This is a genomic window from Micromonospora sp. IBSANI012, assembly GCF_052814045.1.
On record NZ_CP199933.1, the window covers coordinates 1147949 to 1162533 of the forward strand.

At 73.8% G+C, this 14585-nt stretch carries 15 protein-coding genes; 9 read left to right on the top strand and 6 right to left on the bottom strand.

The window, feature by feature from the left end; translation table 11 throughout:
* Positions 1-4: 4 nt before the first annotated feature.
* From ACTWM8_RS05535 to ACTWM8_RS05545, 3 genes are read right to left on the bottom strand one after another with little or no spacing between them, the layout of a single operon-like run.
* Positions 5-721, bottom strand: a complete 717-nt coding sequence (locus tag ACTWM8_RS05535) for an RICIN domain-containing protein (RefSeq protein WP_446212840.1) — start codon at positions 719-721, stop codon at positions 5-7.
* A 57-nt stretch (positions 722-778) separates the two neighbouring features.
* Complete coding sequence (locus ACTWM8_RS05540) at positions 779-1063, bottom strand: DUF427 domain-containing protein (protein ID WP_446212841.1); 285 nt, start codon at positions 1061-1063, stop codon at positions 779-781.
* Positions 1064-1113: 50 nt separating this feature from the next.
* Complete coding sequence (locus tag ACTWM8_RS05545; RefSeq protein ID WP_446214478.1) at positions 1114-1641, bottom strand: aminoacyl-tRNA deacylase; 528 nt, start codon at positions 1639-1641, stop codon at positions 1114-1116.
* 36 nt (positions 1642-1677) lie between these two features.
* Here ACTWM8_RS05545 and ACTWM8_RS05550 point away from each other — a divergent pair, with 36 nt between their 5' ends.
* A complete protein-coding gene (locus ACTWM8_RS05550; protein ID WP_446212842.1) occupies positions 1678-3060 on the top strand; it encodes an FAD-binding oxidoreductase in 1383 nt (460 codons plus the stop codon).
* On the opposite strand, the gene ACTWM8_RS05555 is transcribed toward ACTWM8_RS05550, so the two are convergent.
* A complete protein-coding gene (locus ACTWM8_RS05555) occupies positions 3023-4291 on the bottom strand; it encodes an RNA-guided endonuclease InsQ/TnpB family protein (RefSeq protein ID WP_446212843.1) in 1269 nt (422 codons plus the stop codon). The genes ACTWM8_RS05550 and ACTWM8_RS05555 overlap by 38 nt on opposite strands.
* Before the next feature lie 99 nt (positions 4292-4390).
* Between ACTWM8_RS05555 and ACTWM8_RS05560 the strand changes: the two genes are divergently transcribed.
* From ACTWM8_RS05560 to ACTWM8_RS05570, 3 genes are all read left to right on the top strand, one after another.
* Positions 4391-5737 (top strand): class I SAM-dependent methyltransferase, encoded by a 1347-nt coding sequence (locus ACTWM8_RS05560; RefSeq protein ID WP_446214479.1) that lies wholly within the window; start codon positions 4391-4393, stop codon positions 5735-5737.
* 94 nt (positions 5738-5831) lie between these two features.
* Entirely contained in the window at positions 5832-6392 is a 561-nt protein-coding gene (locus tag ACTWM8_RS05565; protein WP_154939192.1) for a winged helix-turn-helix domain-containing protein, read from the top strand.
* Positions 6385-7239, top strand: coding sequence for an SRPBCC domain-containing protein (locus ACTWM8_RS05570; RefSeq protein ID WP_446212844.1), 855 nt, complete (start codon positions 6385-6387; stop codon positions 7237-7239). Before ACTWM8_RS05565 ends, ACTWM8_RS05570 begins: the two co-directional genes overlap by 8 nt.
* A gap of 552 nt (positions 7240-7791) precedes the next feature.
* Here ACTWM8_RS05570 and ACTWM8_RS05575 read toward each other — a convergent pair.
* Entirely contained in the window at positions 7792-8997 is a 1206-nt protein-coding gene (locus ACTWM8_RS05575; protein ID WP_446212845.1) for an RNA polymerase sigma factor, read from the bottom strand.
* Positions 8998-9002: 5 nt separating this feature from the next.
* Positions 9003-9335, bottom strand: coding sequence for a YciI family protein (locus tag ACTWM8_RS05580; RefSeq protein WP_446212846.1), 333 nt, complete (start codon positions 9333-9335; stop codon positions 9003-9005).
* Positions 9336-9523: 188 nt separating this feature from the next.
* Between ACTWM8_RS05580 and ACTWM8_RS05585 the strand changes: the two genes are divergently transcribed.
* From ACTWM8_RS05585 to ACTWM8_RS05605, 5 genes are all read left to right on the top strand, one after another.
* Entirely contained in the window at positions 9524-9817 is a 294-nt protein-coding gene (locus ACTWM8_RS05585; protein WP_446212847.1) for a hypothetical protein, read from the top strand.
* Positions 9818-9858: 41 nt separating this feature from the next.
* Entirely contained in the window at positions 9859-10092 is a 234-nt protein-coding gene (locus ACTWM8_RS05590) for a zinc-ribbon domain-containing protein (RefSeq protein ID WP_154939182.1), read from the top strand.
* Positions 10093-10360: 268 nt separating this feature from the next.
* Positions 10361-11764, top strand: a complete 1404-nt coding sequence (locus ACTWM8_RS05595) for an MFS transporter (protein WP_446212848.1) — start codon at positions 10361-10363, stop codon at positions 11762-11764.
* Entirely contained in the window at positions 11761-12849 is a 1089-nt protein-coding gene (locus ACTWM8_RS05600) for a hypothetical protein (RefSeq protein WP_446212849.1), read from the top strand. Before ACTWM8_RS05595 ends, ACTWM8_RS05600 begins: the two co-directional genes overlap by 4 nt.
* Positions 12850-12898: 49 nt before the next feature.
* Positions 12899-14416 carry a hypothetical protein gene (locus ACTWM8_RS05605; RefSeq protein ID WP_446212850.1) on the top strand — a complete coding sequence of 506 codons (1518 nt, stop codon included), beginning with the start codon at positions 12899-12901 and terminating at the stop codon, positions 14414-14416.
* The last annotated feature ends 169 nt before the right edge of the window (positions 14417-14585 follow it).

Sequence of the window (14585 nt, forward strand, 5' to 3'; positions counted from 1 at the left end):
GGCGTCAGCCCACCGTCCACTGCTGCTGGGCGGCGCCGGTGCACGGGACCTGACGGATCTCGTCGCCGGCCTCGGTGCCGCCGTCGTCGACCTCGCCGCACTTGCCGGAGTGCACCGCCACCAGCAGCACCGGGCCGGTGCCGACCGGGGTCAGCCGCCACTGCTGGTTGGCCTGCCCGTGGCACGGAAACTGCTGGAGCTTCGCGCCGTCGTCGGCGCTGCCGCCCTCGACGTCCAGGCACTGGGCGTGCGCCGCGTTGGTGAGGGTGACCAGGTCCGGGGCGACCGGGTTGGCGACCCACTGCTGTTCCGGCCCGCCGGTGCAGGCCGCCAGCTCGGCGACGGCCTTCTCGTCGTCGCCGTCGGTACCGAGGCAGAGGCCGGAGGCCACCGCCCGGAACACCTTCGGCCCGGCCACCGGGGCGGGCGGGGTGGTGGGCGCGGCGGTCGGCGAGGGCGCGGCGGGGGTGGTCGCGGCCGGCTCGGTGACCTCCGGCGACGGCGGCTGAGCCGGGGGCGCGGAGGCGGCCGACGCCGGCACCACCGGCTGGCCGCCGCCGCCGAGCACGCCGGTGGCGAAGAAGACCCCCACCAGTACGCCGACCAGCCCGGCGGCCAGCGCGAACCGCATCAGCGGGTCCCGGGGCAGCCCGGGGCGGGCGGCCCGGCGGGCGCCGTAGACGGTGCCGGCCGGGTCGTGGTGTTCGTCGGGGACGGACATGGGGGAATCCTGACCCACCGGACCGGTCGATGGCCACCCGGCCCGGCCGGCGGTGACTCAGTCGACGACCGTGACGTCCTTCCAGAACGCCACCCGGTCGCGCACCATCTCGGCGTCGGGTTTCGGGTCCGGGTAGTACCAGACGGCGTCGGCGCTGGTCCGGCCGTCGTGCTCGAGGCTGTAGTAGGAGGCGGTCCCCTTCCACGGGCAGAACGTGTGGGTCGCGGACTCCCGGATCAGGTCGTCGCGCAGGGCGGCGCGGGGAAAGTAGTGGTTGCCCTCCACCAGGACGGTGTCGTCGCTCTCGGCGATCACCAGGTCGTTCCAGACGGCTTTCGGCATGGGTCCACGCTATGCCGTCCGCCCCGGACCGACCACCGGTCGGCGGCAGATCAGCGCGTGGGCTCCGGGTCGGTCACGTCGGCGACCGTCGCCCCGAGCGTGGTGATCGCCGCGTCGGCGTCCAGCGCGACGGCGGCGCCGTGCTCGCCCGCGCCGAGGGTGATCTCCCGGCCGCGCAGCCGCTCGTCGGCGACGACCGGCCAGGCGGTGGTCGCGCCGAACGGGGTGATGGTCCCGCGTGCGTAGCCGGTGGCGTCGCGGGCCGCCGCCGCGTCGGGCATCGAGAGCCGGCTGACGCCGAGCAGCGCGCGCAGCTTGGGCCAGGAGATCACCCGGTCGCCCGGGGTGAGCACGAAGAGATGGTCGTCCGGGCCGCGGCGGACCACGATCGTCTTCACCACGTCCGGCACCGCGACGCCGCGGGCGGCGGCGGCCTCGGCGAGGCTGCGCACCGGCCCGTGCCGGATCACCCGGTACGGCAGACCGGCGGCGTCCAGGGCGGCGAGGGCGGGCGACGGCACGTCCGCCACGGTAACGCGACCGTCCGATAGTGGTGGCGAAAAGGCCACCGTGGACATCCCACGCGCGGGCCGTTCGGCGCGTAAGGTGATCTCATGCGCGCGCTGCGTGATCATGACCTGGCGGTGGACACGTTGCGGCGGTCGTACGCCGCGGTGCCCCTCGGGGAACCCGTCCGCCTCGCAAAACGCACCTCGAATCTGTTCCGCCCCCGGGCGGCCACCAGCTCACCGGGCCTGGACGTCTCCGGGCTGGACGGCGTGCTGTCGGTCGACCCCCGGGCCCGTACCGCCGACGTGCAGGGCATGTGCACGTACGAGGACCTGGTCGACGCCACCCTCCCGCACGGACTGATGCCGCTGGTCGTGCCGCAGTTGCGCACGATCACCCTGGGCGGCGCGGTCACCGGGCTGGGCATCGAGTCCACCTCGTTCCGCAACGGCCTGCCGCACGAGTCGGTGACCGAAATGGACGTGCTCACCGGCGCGGGCGAGATCCTCACCGCCCGCCCGGAGGGCGAGCACGCCGGCCTCTTCGCCGCCTTCCCCAACTCGCTGGGCAGCCTCGGCTACGCCACCCGGCTGCGCATCGAGCTCCAGCCCGTACGCCACGCCGTGGCGCTGCGCAACGTGCGCTTCAGCCGGCTGGAGGAGCTGACCGAGGCGATCGGCGACGTGATCGTCAAGGGCGAGTGGGAGGGGCAGCCCGTCGACGCGATGGACGGGGTGATGTTCAGCCCCGGCGAGGCGTACCTGACCCTGGGCGCCTTCACCGACGACGCGCCGCAGCTCAGCGACTACACCGGCCAGGAGATCTACTACCGGTCGCTGCGTCGGCGCACCCGCGACGCGCTGACCACCCACGACTACCTCTGGCGCTGGGACACCGACTGGTTCTGGTGCTCGGCGGCGTTCGGGGTGCAGCACCCGGTGGTCCGCCGGCTCTGGCCGGCCCGGTGGCGGCGCAGCGACTTCTACCACCGGCTCGTCCGGCTGGAACACCGGCACCAGATCGCCGCGCGGGTCGACCACTGGCGCGGGCGCCCGGCCCGCGAGCGGGTGGTGCAGGACGTCGAGATCCCGCTGGAGGCCACCGCCGACTTCCTCCGCTGGTTCGCCGCCAACGTCGGCATGAACCCGGTCTGGCTCTGCCCGCTGCGGTTGCGCGAGCCGGCCGGGCCGGGCTCGGCGCGGTCCTGGCCGCTGTATCCGCTCCGGCCGGGGCAGACCTACGTCAACATCGGTTTCTGGGGAAGTGTGCCGATCGCCGACGGAGCGGCCGACGGCGACGTGAACCGCTCGATCGAGCGGGCGGTGTCCGACATGGGTGGTCACAAGTCCCTCTACTCGGACGCGTACTACGACCGAGCGGCCTTCGACCGGCTTTACGGCGGGGAGACCTGGCGTGCCGTGAAGGACCGCTACGACCCGGATCACCGGCTCACCGGACTCTACGAGAAGGCGGTTGCACGAAATTGACATCGTCCTGGCCCTTGAGCCAAGGACTCCCACGGTCGCCCGTGGGCCTTCCTGTTTCATCGCCGGCCGCCTCGAAGGGGGGACTCCCATGAGGTCTTACGACAGCTCCGCAGGCGTTTTGCCTCTCCGCCTGCCCGGCGGCGAGGATGTTCTTCGCGGCGTTGACGTCCCGGTCGTGCAAGGTTGCACATTTCGGGCAGGTCCACGAACGGACGGCGAGCGGCATGGTCGGATTAATGCGGCCGCACGCCGAGCATTTCTTGGACGACGGGTACCACCGGTCGAGGACAATCACCGTCCGCCCGTACCAGGCGGCCTTGTATTCCAGCATGCTTCTCAGATGAGTCCAGGCCGCATCGGAGATCGCGCGCGCCAGGCGGTGGTTGCCGAGCATGTTACGAACGCTGAGATCCTCGATCACGATCGTTTGGTTCTCGCGAACGAGTCGAGTCGACAGCTTGTGCAGGTGATCGTGCCGCCGGTCGGCGATTCGGGCATGGATTCGAGCAACCTTCTTCCGGGCCCTCACCCGATTGTTGGATCCCTTGGCTTTTCGGTTCAGTTCACGCTGCGCAGCGGTCAGCTGCCGCCGATCAGCATGTTCATGGCGCGGGTTGGGGACTTTCTCGCCAGTGGACAGGGTGACCAGTCTGGTGAGACCGACGTCGAGTCCTACTTCTTGGTCGACGGCAGGCAGCGGCCTTACTGTCCGGGTCTCGACCAGAATCGACACGAACCAGCGACCGGCCGCGTCGCGCGAGACGGTCACGGTGGACGGCTCCGCGTCTTGCGGCAACGGTCGAGACCACACGATCGCCAGCGGCATCCCCATCTTGGCCAGCGTCAGCTGCCCCCCTCGCCATCGGAAGGCCGAGCGGGTGTACTCCGCCGACGCCCGAGACCTGCGCTTGGACTTGAACCGCGGATATCGGGAGCGCCGGTCCCAGAAGGCAACGAAGGCGGCCTGCAAGTGGCGCAAGGTCTGCTGCAACGGAACGGCGGACACCTGGTTGAGAAACGCCAGCTCCTCGGTGCGCTTCCACTGGGTCAGCCATGCCGACGTCTCTCCGTACGTCGTCCGTTGTCCATCGTCTGTCCACCTCCGGGCACGCGCCTCGAGTGCCCGGTTGTAAACCAGGCGGACACATCCGAACGTCCGCTCCAGATGCTCGGCCTGCTCCGGGGTGGGATAGAAGCGGTACCGAAATCCACGCCTTATCGACCCGCTCATGCTGCACATCTATCAGCTGCCTGTGACAGCCCTGTCTGAAAGGGGGGAGCGGTGCGTTCTCCCGGCCCCTGGCGGCCGGAAGCCCACGCCGCGCAACTCATGAGCCTGACCGACCGAGAACAGGGGGCGAGCAGTTCCCCCGGCACACCGCCGCCGGCCGGGGGCCGGCGCGCCGGCCCCACCGTCGCCGACGTCGTCCGGGCGCTGACCACCGGCGAGCTGCCGGTGCGGATCACCGGGTACGACGGCAGCGCGATCGGCCCGGCCGACAGCGGGATCACCCTGTCCATCTGCTCCGAGCGTGGTCTGACGTACCTGCTCACCGCCCCGGGTGACCTGGGCATGGCGCGGGCGTACGTCAGCGGCGACCTCCGGTTGCAGGGCGTGCACCCCGGCGACCCGTACGAGGCGTTGCGGGTGCTCAAGGACGAGCTGCGGGTGCGTACCCCGTCGCTGGCCGAGGGCCTGGCGCTGGTGCGCGGGCTCGGCTGGGAGCGGCTGCTGCCCCCGCCGCCCCCGCCGCAGGAGGCGCAGCCGCGCTGGCGGCGGGTGATGAACGGGCTGCGCCACTCCCGCCTGCGGGACAGCACCGCCATCTCGCACCACTACGACGTCTCAAACGCCTTCTACGAGAAGGTGCTCGGCCCGTCCATGACCTACACCTGCGCGGTGTTCCACAGCCCGGGCGACACGCTGGAGCAGGCCCAGGCGGCCAAGTACGACCTGGTCGCCGGCAAGCTGGCGCTGAAGCCGGGGATGCGGCTGCTCGACGTGGGCTGCGGCTGGGGCGGCATGGTCCGGCACGCCGCCCGGGAGTACGGCGTGAAGGCGCTCGGCGTCACGCTGTCCCGGGAGCAGGCGCGGTGGGCGCAGGCGGCGATCGAGCGGGAGGGGCTGACCGAGCTGGCCGAGGTGCGCCACCTGGACTACCGGGACGCCCCGCGGCAGCAGTTCGACGTGGTCTCCTCGATCGGGCTGACCGAGCACATCGGGGTGCGCAACTACCCGGCGTACTTCGGGGCGCTGCGCGACCGGCTGCGGCCGGACGGCCGGCTGCTCAACCACTGCATCACCCGGGCCGACAACCGGGCCCCGCACCGCTCCGGCGCCTTCATCGACCGGTACGTCTTCCCGGACGGCGAGCTGGCCGGGCCGGGCCGGCTGATCAGCGAGATCCACGACGTGGGGCTGGAGGTGCACCACGAGGAGAACCTGCGGCAGCACTACGCGCTGACCCTGGCCGCCTGGTGCCGCAACCTCGTCGAGAACTGGGACTTCTGCGTCTCGGAGGTGGGGCAGGGCACCGCGCGGGTGTGGGGCCTCTACATGGCCGGGTCCCGGCTGGCCTTCGAGACCAACGGCATCCAGCTGCACCAGGTGCTGGCCACCCGCAACGGACCGGCCGGGCAGACGTCGTACCCGCTGCGCCCCGACTGGACGCCCTGACCGCGAACCGCCCGAAGAGAGCCGCGCCGGGTCGGCGCGGCTTTCCTCGACCCTATTGACAAAGGAAGTTTTTACGTACAAGCTCATTTGTGCGATGAGAGACGTCATGTACCTGGAGCAGATCGAGCAGGCCGAGGTCCTGCTCAAGCCGCAGCGCGTCGAGGTGCTGCGGCAGTTGGCCGAGCCCCGCACCTGCACCGAGGTCGCCGCCCGGCTGGAGCAGACGCCGCAGCGCGTCTACTACCACGTCAAGCAGTTGGTGGCGGCCGGGCTGGTCGAGCAGGTGTCGAGCCGGAAGGTGCGCGGCATCAGCGAGGGCATCTACCAGGCCGCCGCCCGGTCGTACTGGCTCTCGCCCCGCCTGGTGGGGCGGGTCGGCGGGGTGCGCCGGGCCCGGGACGAGCTCAGCCTGGGCTACCTGCTCGACCTGATGGAGGAGGTCCAGGCGGACGTCGCCGCCCTCGACCGGTCCGCGCCGGAGCTGCCCTCCATCGGGGTGTCCGGCGAGATCCGGGTGCCGGCCGAGCGCCGGCAGGAGTTCCTGCACGACCTGCAGTCCACGCTGCGGGACCTGTTCACACGCTACGGCGGCGCCGAGGGAGACGCCTTCAAGCTCGCCGTGGCCTGCTACCCCAAGGGGGACGACCGTGAGTGATCTGTTGAAGCTGGGTGCCCGTCTCGCCGCGCCGGTCGAGGCCGTCCGGCGCGCCCTGACCGACCCGGCCGAGCTGCGCGTCTGGTTCGCCGAGCACGCCGAGGTGGAGCTGCCCCGACGGTACGAGTTCTGGGGCCGCTTCACGCCCGAGGGCGACGCTCCGCACCAGCGCCTGCTGCACGCCGACGAGGACGCGCTGCGCTTCGCCTGGCTGCTCGACGGGGTGGAGACCACCAGCGAGATAGCCCTGACGCCCGAGGGTCCGGACAGCACCCTGCTGACCCTCACCCAGAGCCACTTCAACTTCGCCGAGGCGCTGGACGGCAGCACCATCCGGGGAGTGCTCCAGACCTGGTGGAGCCTGTCGATCGCCAACCTCGCCGCGCACCTGGAGGGGCGACCGCAGCTGCCGAAGACCGACTTCACCTCCGCCGACCTGCGCGGCGAGCTGCTGATCGGTGCGCCGGTCGAGCGGGTCTGGCAGTCGCTGACCGACTCCGCCCAGGCCAGCGCCTGGTTCGGCTACCCGATCGGCATCGAGCCGTGGGTCGGCGGCCGGTACGCCATGGGCGGCTTCGAGGCCGGGTACGCGGCCAAGGTGGTCGACCTGGAGCCCGGCCACCGGATGTCCGTCGACTGGGGACCGACCGGCATCAGCACCTGGGAGCTGGCCGAGTCCGACGGGAAGACCAAGCTGACCTTCGTGCAGAGCGGCTTCGACGAGGGCAACCCGCCGTACGCGGCCTGGAGCGGGTCGGTGGCCGGCCTGTCCGAGCTGCGCCGCTACCACGAGATGGCCGACTGGCAGCCGATCTGGGTGCTGGAGGAGCTGCCCACCGGCGCCTGACCGTCGCGCCCTCTCCACCGGCGCGGGCCGCACCCCCCTTGTGGACTTGGTGCGGCCCGCGCGGTCCGTGCAGCCTGAGCCGGTTCCGGCGTGACCCCTGGCGCGTCGACCGGCGGTGGTTTGGCGGGGTGCCGCTCCGGGGTGCTCGTGCTTGTGCGGGGGTGCCCGCCCGAGCGCCTCAGGCGGGATGGGCTGATCGGGTGTGGCCGGGCGGCAAGGGCGCTGTCGGTGCCCTTTCGAGCTGATGACGCAAACGATTCATCCGCCACCGCCACCGCCACGGGTGCCGGGCGGCCCGCGGGTGGTCGCCTCGCTAGCCTGATTCGTTTGCGTCATCAGCTCGAAAGGGCTCGCACACCCCATGTCATGGTGACGGCGGCCTGGTGACGTCCGCCCCAGAGGTCGCCCAACTGGTGTGCCTGGGCAGATGCTGGTCGATCACCGACGGCCGCGCGGCCGGCAGGCGCCTCCGCGCTGGTCGGACCGCCGGCCGTCCCGCCGATGCCCACCGACCCCGAACCCGGTGGGTGTCGGCGGGACGGTCCCGCGCCGTCAGCGGTCCAGCTCGCCCGCCCGGCGCAGCAGCGCGCGGCGTTCCGGGTCGGAGCCGACCAGGTCGGCGGCGGCGCGGAACAGCGCGGCGGCGCTTACCGGGTCGCCGTGGCGGGCGGTCAGCTCGGCCTGCGCGGCGAGCGCCGGCGGGTAGCCGTCGAGCGCGCCGCCCGCGCGGGCCTCGGCGATCAGGGCCAGCCCCGCCGCCGGCCCGTGGGCGTAGCCGTGCGCCACCGCCCGGTTGAGCCGGACCACCGGGGTGGGCCGGATCCGGGCCAGCTCGTCGTAGCAGCCGGCGATGGCGGCCCAGTCGGTGTCGGCGGCGGTCGGGGCGGTGGCGTGCGCGGCGGCGATCCGGGACTGGAGCGCGTACGGGCCGTGGCCGGCGCGGTCCAGGGCGGCGAGTCCCTCGGTGATGGCGGCGTGGTCCCAGCGGGAGCGGTCCTGCTCATCGAGGGTGAGCAGGTCACCGGCCGGGTCGCGGCGGGCGGCGCGGCGCGAGTTCTGGAACAGGAACAGGGCCAGCAGCCCGGCGACCTCCGGCTGGTCGGGCATCAGCCGGTCGAGCAGGCGGGCCAGCCGGATCGCCTCGTCGGCGAAGGCGGGCTCGCCGTCGGCGTCGTACCCCCGGGTGAAGAGCAGGTAGAGAACGGCCAGCACGCCCGGCAGCCGCTCGACCAGCGCGGGCCCGGTCGGCACCCGGTAGGGGATGCCGGCGGTGGCGATCCTGGTCTTCGCCCGGGTGATCCGCCGGGTCATGGTGGACTCGCTGACCAGGAAGGCGCGCGCGATGTCGGCGGTGGGCACCCCGGCCACCGTGCGCAGGGTCAGGGCGACCCGTGCCTCCAGGGCCAGCGCCGGGTGGCAGCAGGTGAAGACGAGTCGCAGCCGGTCGTCCACCACGTCCCCCTCCGTCCCGGTCGGCGGTTCGGGATCGGTCAGCAGGGCCAGGTCCCGCAGCCTGCGCCGCTCCACCGCGGCCCGGCGCAGCACGTCCACGGCCCGGTTCCGGGCGGCCGTCATCAGCCAGCCGCCCGGATTGCCGGGCACGCCGTCGCGGGGCCACCGCTCCAGCGCCGAGGCCAGCGCCTCCTGGGCACAGTCCTCGGCGAGCGTCCAGTCGCCGGTGACCCGGATCAGCGCGGCGACGATCCGCGGGTACGCCTCGGCACCCGCGTCCGCCACCGCGTCCGCCGCGTCGACCACCCGCGTCAGTCCAGGCCGGCGAAGGGGCGCAGCTCGATCCGGCCGCCGTACGCCATCGGGTGGGCCCGGGCGACCTCGATCGCCTCGTCCAGGTCGGCGCACTCCAGGATGTCGAACCCGGCGATGACCTCCTTGGTCTCGGCGAACGGACCGTCGCTGAGCAGCAGTTCGCCGCCGCGTACCCGGACCGTGGTGGCCGCCGAGGGCGGCGCCAGCGCGTCGCCCACCAGGCGCTGGCCGCTGGCGTCCCGCTCGGCCACCCACTGGTCGATGTCGGGCGCGGCGTTCGGGTCGGTGTCCGGCTCGGTGTCGGTGCAGACGAACATCATGAACTTCATCGGTCGGGCTCCTCGGTGTCGTGGTCTCTCACCAGGGTGACGAACGCCGGACCCGGATCCGGACACCGACCGGCGGGAAATCTTCGCCGACGCACCGGTACGGCGGGTCCACCGGGTCGGGGCCGGACACGGGTGGATCATGTCATCGGCACCGCTCACCGGCGACGGAGTTACCGAGGAGGACCGCGATGCCCCGCGACGACTGGAAGGGTGTCGTCAACCAGATCCTCTACGGGTTGATCTTCACCGCGGAGCTGGACGCCGTGGCCGCCGCCCGGATGGCCGAGGCGATGGTCGAACGCCGGTCGTTCGGCGCCGGTCCGAGCGTCTACGCCGCGGCGATCGCCCGGGCCCGGCGGCACCGCGGCCCGCTGACCGACGAGCTGCCCACCCCGCACGACGAGGAGCGGTTCCGGGAATTCCTGGAGCTGCTCGCCGTCCAGCTCGACGCCCGTCGGCCGTGGCGACGAACCACTTCCTGAAAACGGGTGTGTGAGCGCCCTCCGGTGGGTACAGGCCGGCGATGTTCTTCATCTTCGGACTGCGCACGTCCGTCAACCGGTCCGGCGTGGTCACCGCGGTCTGCCGCAACTGCGGCAACCGGGCCGCGCAGGTGATCACCCGCCGGTCGACGAAGTTCACCCTCTTCTTCATTCCGCTGATCCCGGTCCGCACCCGCTACGTGCAGCAGTGCTCCTTCTGCGGGGCCGAGTACGGCATCTCCAAGGACGAGGCCCGCAGCCTCCCGGTCGGCTGACCCGGCGATGGCCCGCTTCCTCTGCTGGCTGATCGGCCGGCAACCGGTCGTGCCCGCCCCCGCGCCGGTGCACACCGTCTCCCGTCCGCCCTGCACCCCGGGCCGTCGCCGGCACCGCCGTCGCAGCCGGCCGCTGGCCGGGGCCCGTTCGCCCCGCTCACCCTGGAACCGATCCGCCGAGCGCTGACCATGTGATCTTCCGCCCGTACCGGATGCCTGCCCACCTCCGCGTCTTAGGCTGGGGCCGCCGTCCGAACGGGGAGAATCTTTGCGTAACCACCCGGCCGTCGTGCTGGTCGCCGTCCTGCTGTCCACCCTCTCGCTGCCGGTCTCGCTGACCGGCGCGTCGGTCGCGCTGCCGGACATCGGGCGGGACCTCGACTCCGGGCTGGCCGGCGTGCAGTGGGTGGTGAACGGCTACAACGCCACCTTCGCCAGCTTCATGCTGGCCACCGGGGCGCTGGCGGACCTGCTCGGCCGGCGTCGGGTCTTCGCCACCGGCGTCGCGATCTTCGCCGGCTCCGGGCTGCTCGCCTCGGTCGCCGGGAACATCGTGCTGCTCGACCTGCTGCGCGCGCTGGCTGGCGTCGGCGCGGCCGCCGCCGCGACCAGCGCCTCCGCCCTGCTGGCCCACGCCTTCCCGGGCCGGGCCCGCGCCCGGGTGTTCAGCATCTTCGGGACCACCATCGGCGTCGGCCTCGCCTTCGGACCCTCCATCGCCGGCCTGCTGATCTCCGCGTTCGGCTGGCGGGCGGTCTTCGCCGCGCCGGCGCTGGCCGCGGTGGCGGTGCTGGCGCTCACCCCGCTGCTGCCCGAGTCCCGCCAGCCGCACGCCGGGCGGATCGACTGGCCCGGAACGGTCACCTTCACCGCCGCGCTGCTGCTGCTCATCTTCGGTTTCGTGCAGGGCCCCGAGCTGGGCTGGTCCGCCCCGGTGATCGTGGCGGCCTTCGCCGCGGCGGTGGCCCTGCTGGTGGCCTTCGTCCGGGTGGAACGCCGGCGACCCGAGCCGATGTTCGACCTGGCCCTGCTCGCGAGCCCCCGCTTCCTCGGCATCTGCCTGGCGGCGGCCACCATCGTCGCGGTGCTGGTGCCGCTGCTGGTCTACCTGCCGTCGTACCTGACCACGGTCGTCGGGATGAGCCCCGGCGCGGCCGGCGCCACGCTCATCCTGCTCACCGCGCCGACGCTGGTGCTGCCGTTGCTCAGCGGTGCCCTGACCCGGCTGGTGCCGGCCCCGGCGGTGATCGTCACCTCGGTGGCGGTGGTCGCGGTGGGCGCCGCCTGGGCCACCGTGCTCGCCCCGGACAGCGGCACCGCCGCCCTGGCCGGCCCGCTGCTCACGATCGGCGTGGGGGTGGGGTTGTCGATCGGCCTGCTCGACGCCATGGCGATCGGCAGCGTCGCCGCGCACCGGGCGGCCACCGGCGCCGGGATGATCAACACGGCTCGGCTGGCCAGCGAGACCGTCGCCATCGCGGTGGTCGGCGCGGTGCTGGCCAGCACCACCGCCGGCCGGCTCGCCGACCCCGGCTTCACCGGCGGCCTGCACACCGTGCTCTGGGCGATGGCCGCCGTGGCCCTGCTCGCCGCGGTGGCGACCGCCGTGCTGGTCCGCCGGGCCCGCGTCCCGGCCGAACCGGCGCTGAGCGCCTATCCTGGCGGATCGTGACGAGCACCGCGCAGCGCCTGGCCGCGATCCGCGGCGACCTGCCCCCGAAGCGGCACAACGCCCGGACCATCGCCGCGCTCACCGGTAACCCGGGCTGCGCCCGGCGGGCGGTGCTGGACGGCGCCGGGGTGGACAAGCCGAGGCTGGCGAAGGTGATCGGCTTCCCGGCCCACTTCGGGCAGTCGCGCTTCGCCATCACCCGGGGCAACGCCTTCGAGGCGCAGGTGAAGGCCGACGGCGGGGCGGAGCTGCTGCGGCTGGTCGCCGAGCGGCTCGGCGTACCGGTGCCGGAGCGGGCCGGCTGGACGGACCTGGGCGGCGCGGACGACCTGCCGGACCGGCACGAACGGTCCCGCCGGGCGCTGACCAGCCAGGGGCCCGAGGCGGCGCTCTTCGACCACCCGCTGCTCGGTCTGGACGTCGCCGGCCAGCGGGTGCACCTGGAGCCCGACCTGGTCGCCGCCCGGCTCGGCGGCCGGTTCCACGTGGTGGAGATCAAGTCGTTCCCGGTGGTCGACGGGCAGGCCGACCCGGCGAAGGTGGCCGCCGCGGCCATCCAGTCCGCCGTCTACGTGCTGGCGCTGCGCGAGCTGCTCGCCGCCGAGGGGCACGACGAGGAGCTGGTCTCGCACGACGTGGTGCTGATCTGCCCGCGCGACTTCGGCAACCGGCCGGTGGCCAGCCTGCTCGACGTCCGCAAGCAGCTGCTGGTGCTGCGCCGGCAGCTCGACCGGATGGCGAAGCTGGACGCGCTGCTCGACACCGTGCCGGCGGACTTCACCGCCGACCCGACCGCCGACCCGGCGACGCTGGCCGCCGGCCTGCGCCGGGTGCCGGCCCGCTACGCGCCGGAGTGCCTGGCCAGCTGCGAGCTGGCCTACTTCTGCCGCAACGAGGCGGGCGGGCACACCGGGGCGCTGGGCCGGCCGGTCCGCGAGGCACTGGGCGGCATCGCCACCGTCGCCGAGGTGCTGGCGCTGGCGACCGGCGAGCGCGCCCCCGAGCCCGAGCAGGAGGAGGCCGCCGCGCTGCTGCGGGCCGCCGCCCAGTTGCGCGCCGACGCCCTCGCCGGAAACCCCGCATGAGTACGCCCCGCGCCCGCCGCGCCCCGGCCGCCCGGAACCGGCGGCCCGCGTGAGTACGCTCCGCGCTCTCGCCAGGGCGCAGGCGCTGACCGCCGGGGTGGCCCAGCCGGTGGCCACCGTCCGGCACCTGCACCTGTCCGAGCGTCCGCTGGTGGTGGTGCCGTTGGCCATGGCCGGCGAGGCGAACGCGCCACTGGCGACGCTGGTCGGCGCGGCCCCCGACGAGGCGCGGCTGCTGATCGTGCCGCAGCCCCGCAACCGGGACCAGCGCTTCCGCTTCGCCGCCGAGCTCGCCGCCACCGTGCTGCCCTACCTCGACGAGTTCCGCGACGTCACCGAGGCGGTGCCAATCGACCGGGGCCGCGACGTCCGGCACCGGTACGTCGACGCGCCGCAGCTGCTGGTGCCGAACCCGGCCGGGATCACCTTCCTGCGGCTGCTGGGCCGCTCCACCCGGTTCCGCCGCCCGGACGGCGACTACCCGGTGCACCCGTCGGTGCCGCTGCTCGGGCGGTGGCTGACCTTCTTCGCCGAGCGGGCTGAGCACCCCGGCTCGTCGGCGCTGGTGGCGATGACCGATGCGCTGAGCCTGCACTGGGCCACCGGCCAGAGCGTGGTGGAGGACCTGCACCTGCCGGCGCTGCTCGGCTGGATCGATCCGCCGGCCGGCATGACCGGGGCACAGGCGGCCGCCCGGGCCGAGGACCCGGCGGTCTGTCCGCCCGCCGGCCCGGCCACCGACCCCGAGTTCGACAACCGAGTGCTCGCCCCGGCCGTCGCCGCGTACGCCGACGCGGGGGACGACCCGGTGGCGCGCGGCGCGGCGTACGCGGAGCTGGAGCGGGTGCTGCGCAACCAGCTGGCGCCCACCTGGGAGCTGATGTGGCGCGGCGTCGGGCTGCTGCGGACCCTGCCGCCCGGCGCCCGGGTGGCCGGCCGCTGGGACGGCGACAAGGACGCCTTCACCGGCCACGCCGAGCACGTCGACGCCGGCGGCGGCCCGCAGCCGCGGCGCGACGGCGCGGTGGTGGCCGCCCGGCGGCTGCACCGGCTGGAACGCGCCCTGACCACGTACGCGGTGCAGCGCGCCTACGACGACCCGCTGGTGATGGCCGAGCACCGGCTGACCGGCGAGGCGTTCGTCGGGGACGTGACGCTGGCCGACCCGAAGCGGGTCGACGACACGGGGAAGCGGCCGGTGCTGCGCCCCCGGATCCAGCTCGTCACCACCGAGCCGGTGCTGGTGCCGGTCGGCACGACGCTCTACTCGCCGGCCCGGCCGACGCAGAAGGCCAGAGTGGTCTTCCTGACCCCGGCGGCGGACGGCAAGACCGAGGTGGTGCTGGAGCTCTCCGGCGCGATGGGCCGGGGGCTGACCGCGCCGCCGGGCAGCGTGCCGGAGGTGGGGGAGCGGCTCTGCTACACCACCCTGTCCGAGGCGTTCCTGCCCGCCGGGGCCTTCCCGACGCCGGAGGAGACGCCGTGGACGCACGGCGGCCCGCCGCCCACCCGCGCCGACGACGCGCCGGCCGCGAGCGACGCCGACCCCGCCGAGGACTGGGCCTGAGCAGCGGCGGCCCGGGCACCGCCACCGTCCACGCGCCCGGCCCGGGCACCGCCACCGTCCACGCGCCCGGCCCGGCCGATGCCGACGGCGGCGGCTGACCGCCGCGGCGCCCCCGCGCCCCTCCTGGCCGGACAGCTCGCCGCGCCCGCCGTCGCGCCGGTCCGGCCGT

Coding starts and splice junctions, on each gene's coding strand:
- ACTWM8_RS05580 (WP_446212846.1), bottom strand. CDS start 9,335: ATGAAGTTCATGATGTTCGTCTGCACCGACACCGAGCCGGACACCGAC.
- ACTWM8_RS05550 (WP_446212842.1), top strand. CDS start 1,678: ATGCGCGCGCTGCGTGATCATGACCTGGCGGTGGACACGTTGCGGCGG.
- ACTWM8_RS05585 (WP_446212847.1), top strand. CDS start 9,524: ATGCCCCGCGACGACTGGAAGGGTGTCGTCAACCAGATCCTCTACGGG.
- ACTWM8_RS05590 (WP_154939182.1), top strand. CDS start 9,859: ATGTTCTTCATCTTCGGACTGCGCACGTCCGTCAACCGGTCCGGCGTG.
- ACTWM8_RS05540 (WP_446212841.1), bottom strand. CDS start 1,063: ATGCCGAAAGCCGTCTGGAACGACCTGGTGATCGCCGAGAGCGACGAC.
- ACTWM8_RS05535 (WP_446212840.1), bottom strand. CDS start 721: ATGTCCGTCCCCGACGAACACCACGACCCGGCCGGCACCGTCTACGGC.
- ACTWM8_RS05565 (WP_154939192.1), top strand. CDS start 5,832: ATGAGAGACGTCATGTACCTGGAGCAGATCGAGCAGGCCGAGGTCCTG.
- ACTWM8_RS05560 (WP_446214479.1), top strand. CDS start 4,391: ATGAGCCTGACCGACCGAGAACAGGGGGCGAGCAGTTCCCCCGGCACA.
- ACTWM8_RS05545 (WP_446214478.1), bottom strand. CDS start 1,641: ATGTCCACGGTGGCCTTTTCGCCACCACTATCGGACGGTCGCGTTACC.
- ACTWM8_RS05555 (WP_446212843.1), bottom strand. CDS start 4,291: ATGAGCGGGTCGATAAGGCGTGGATTTCGGTACCGCTTCTATCCCACC.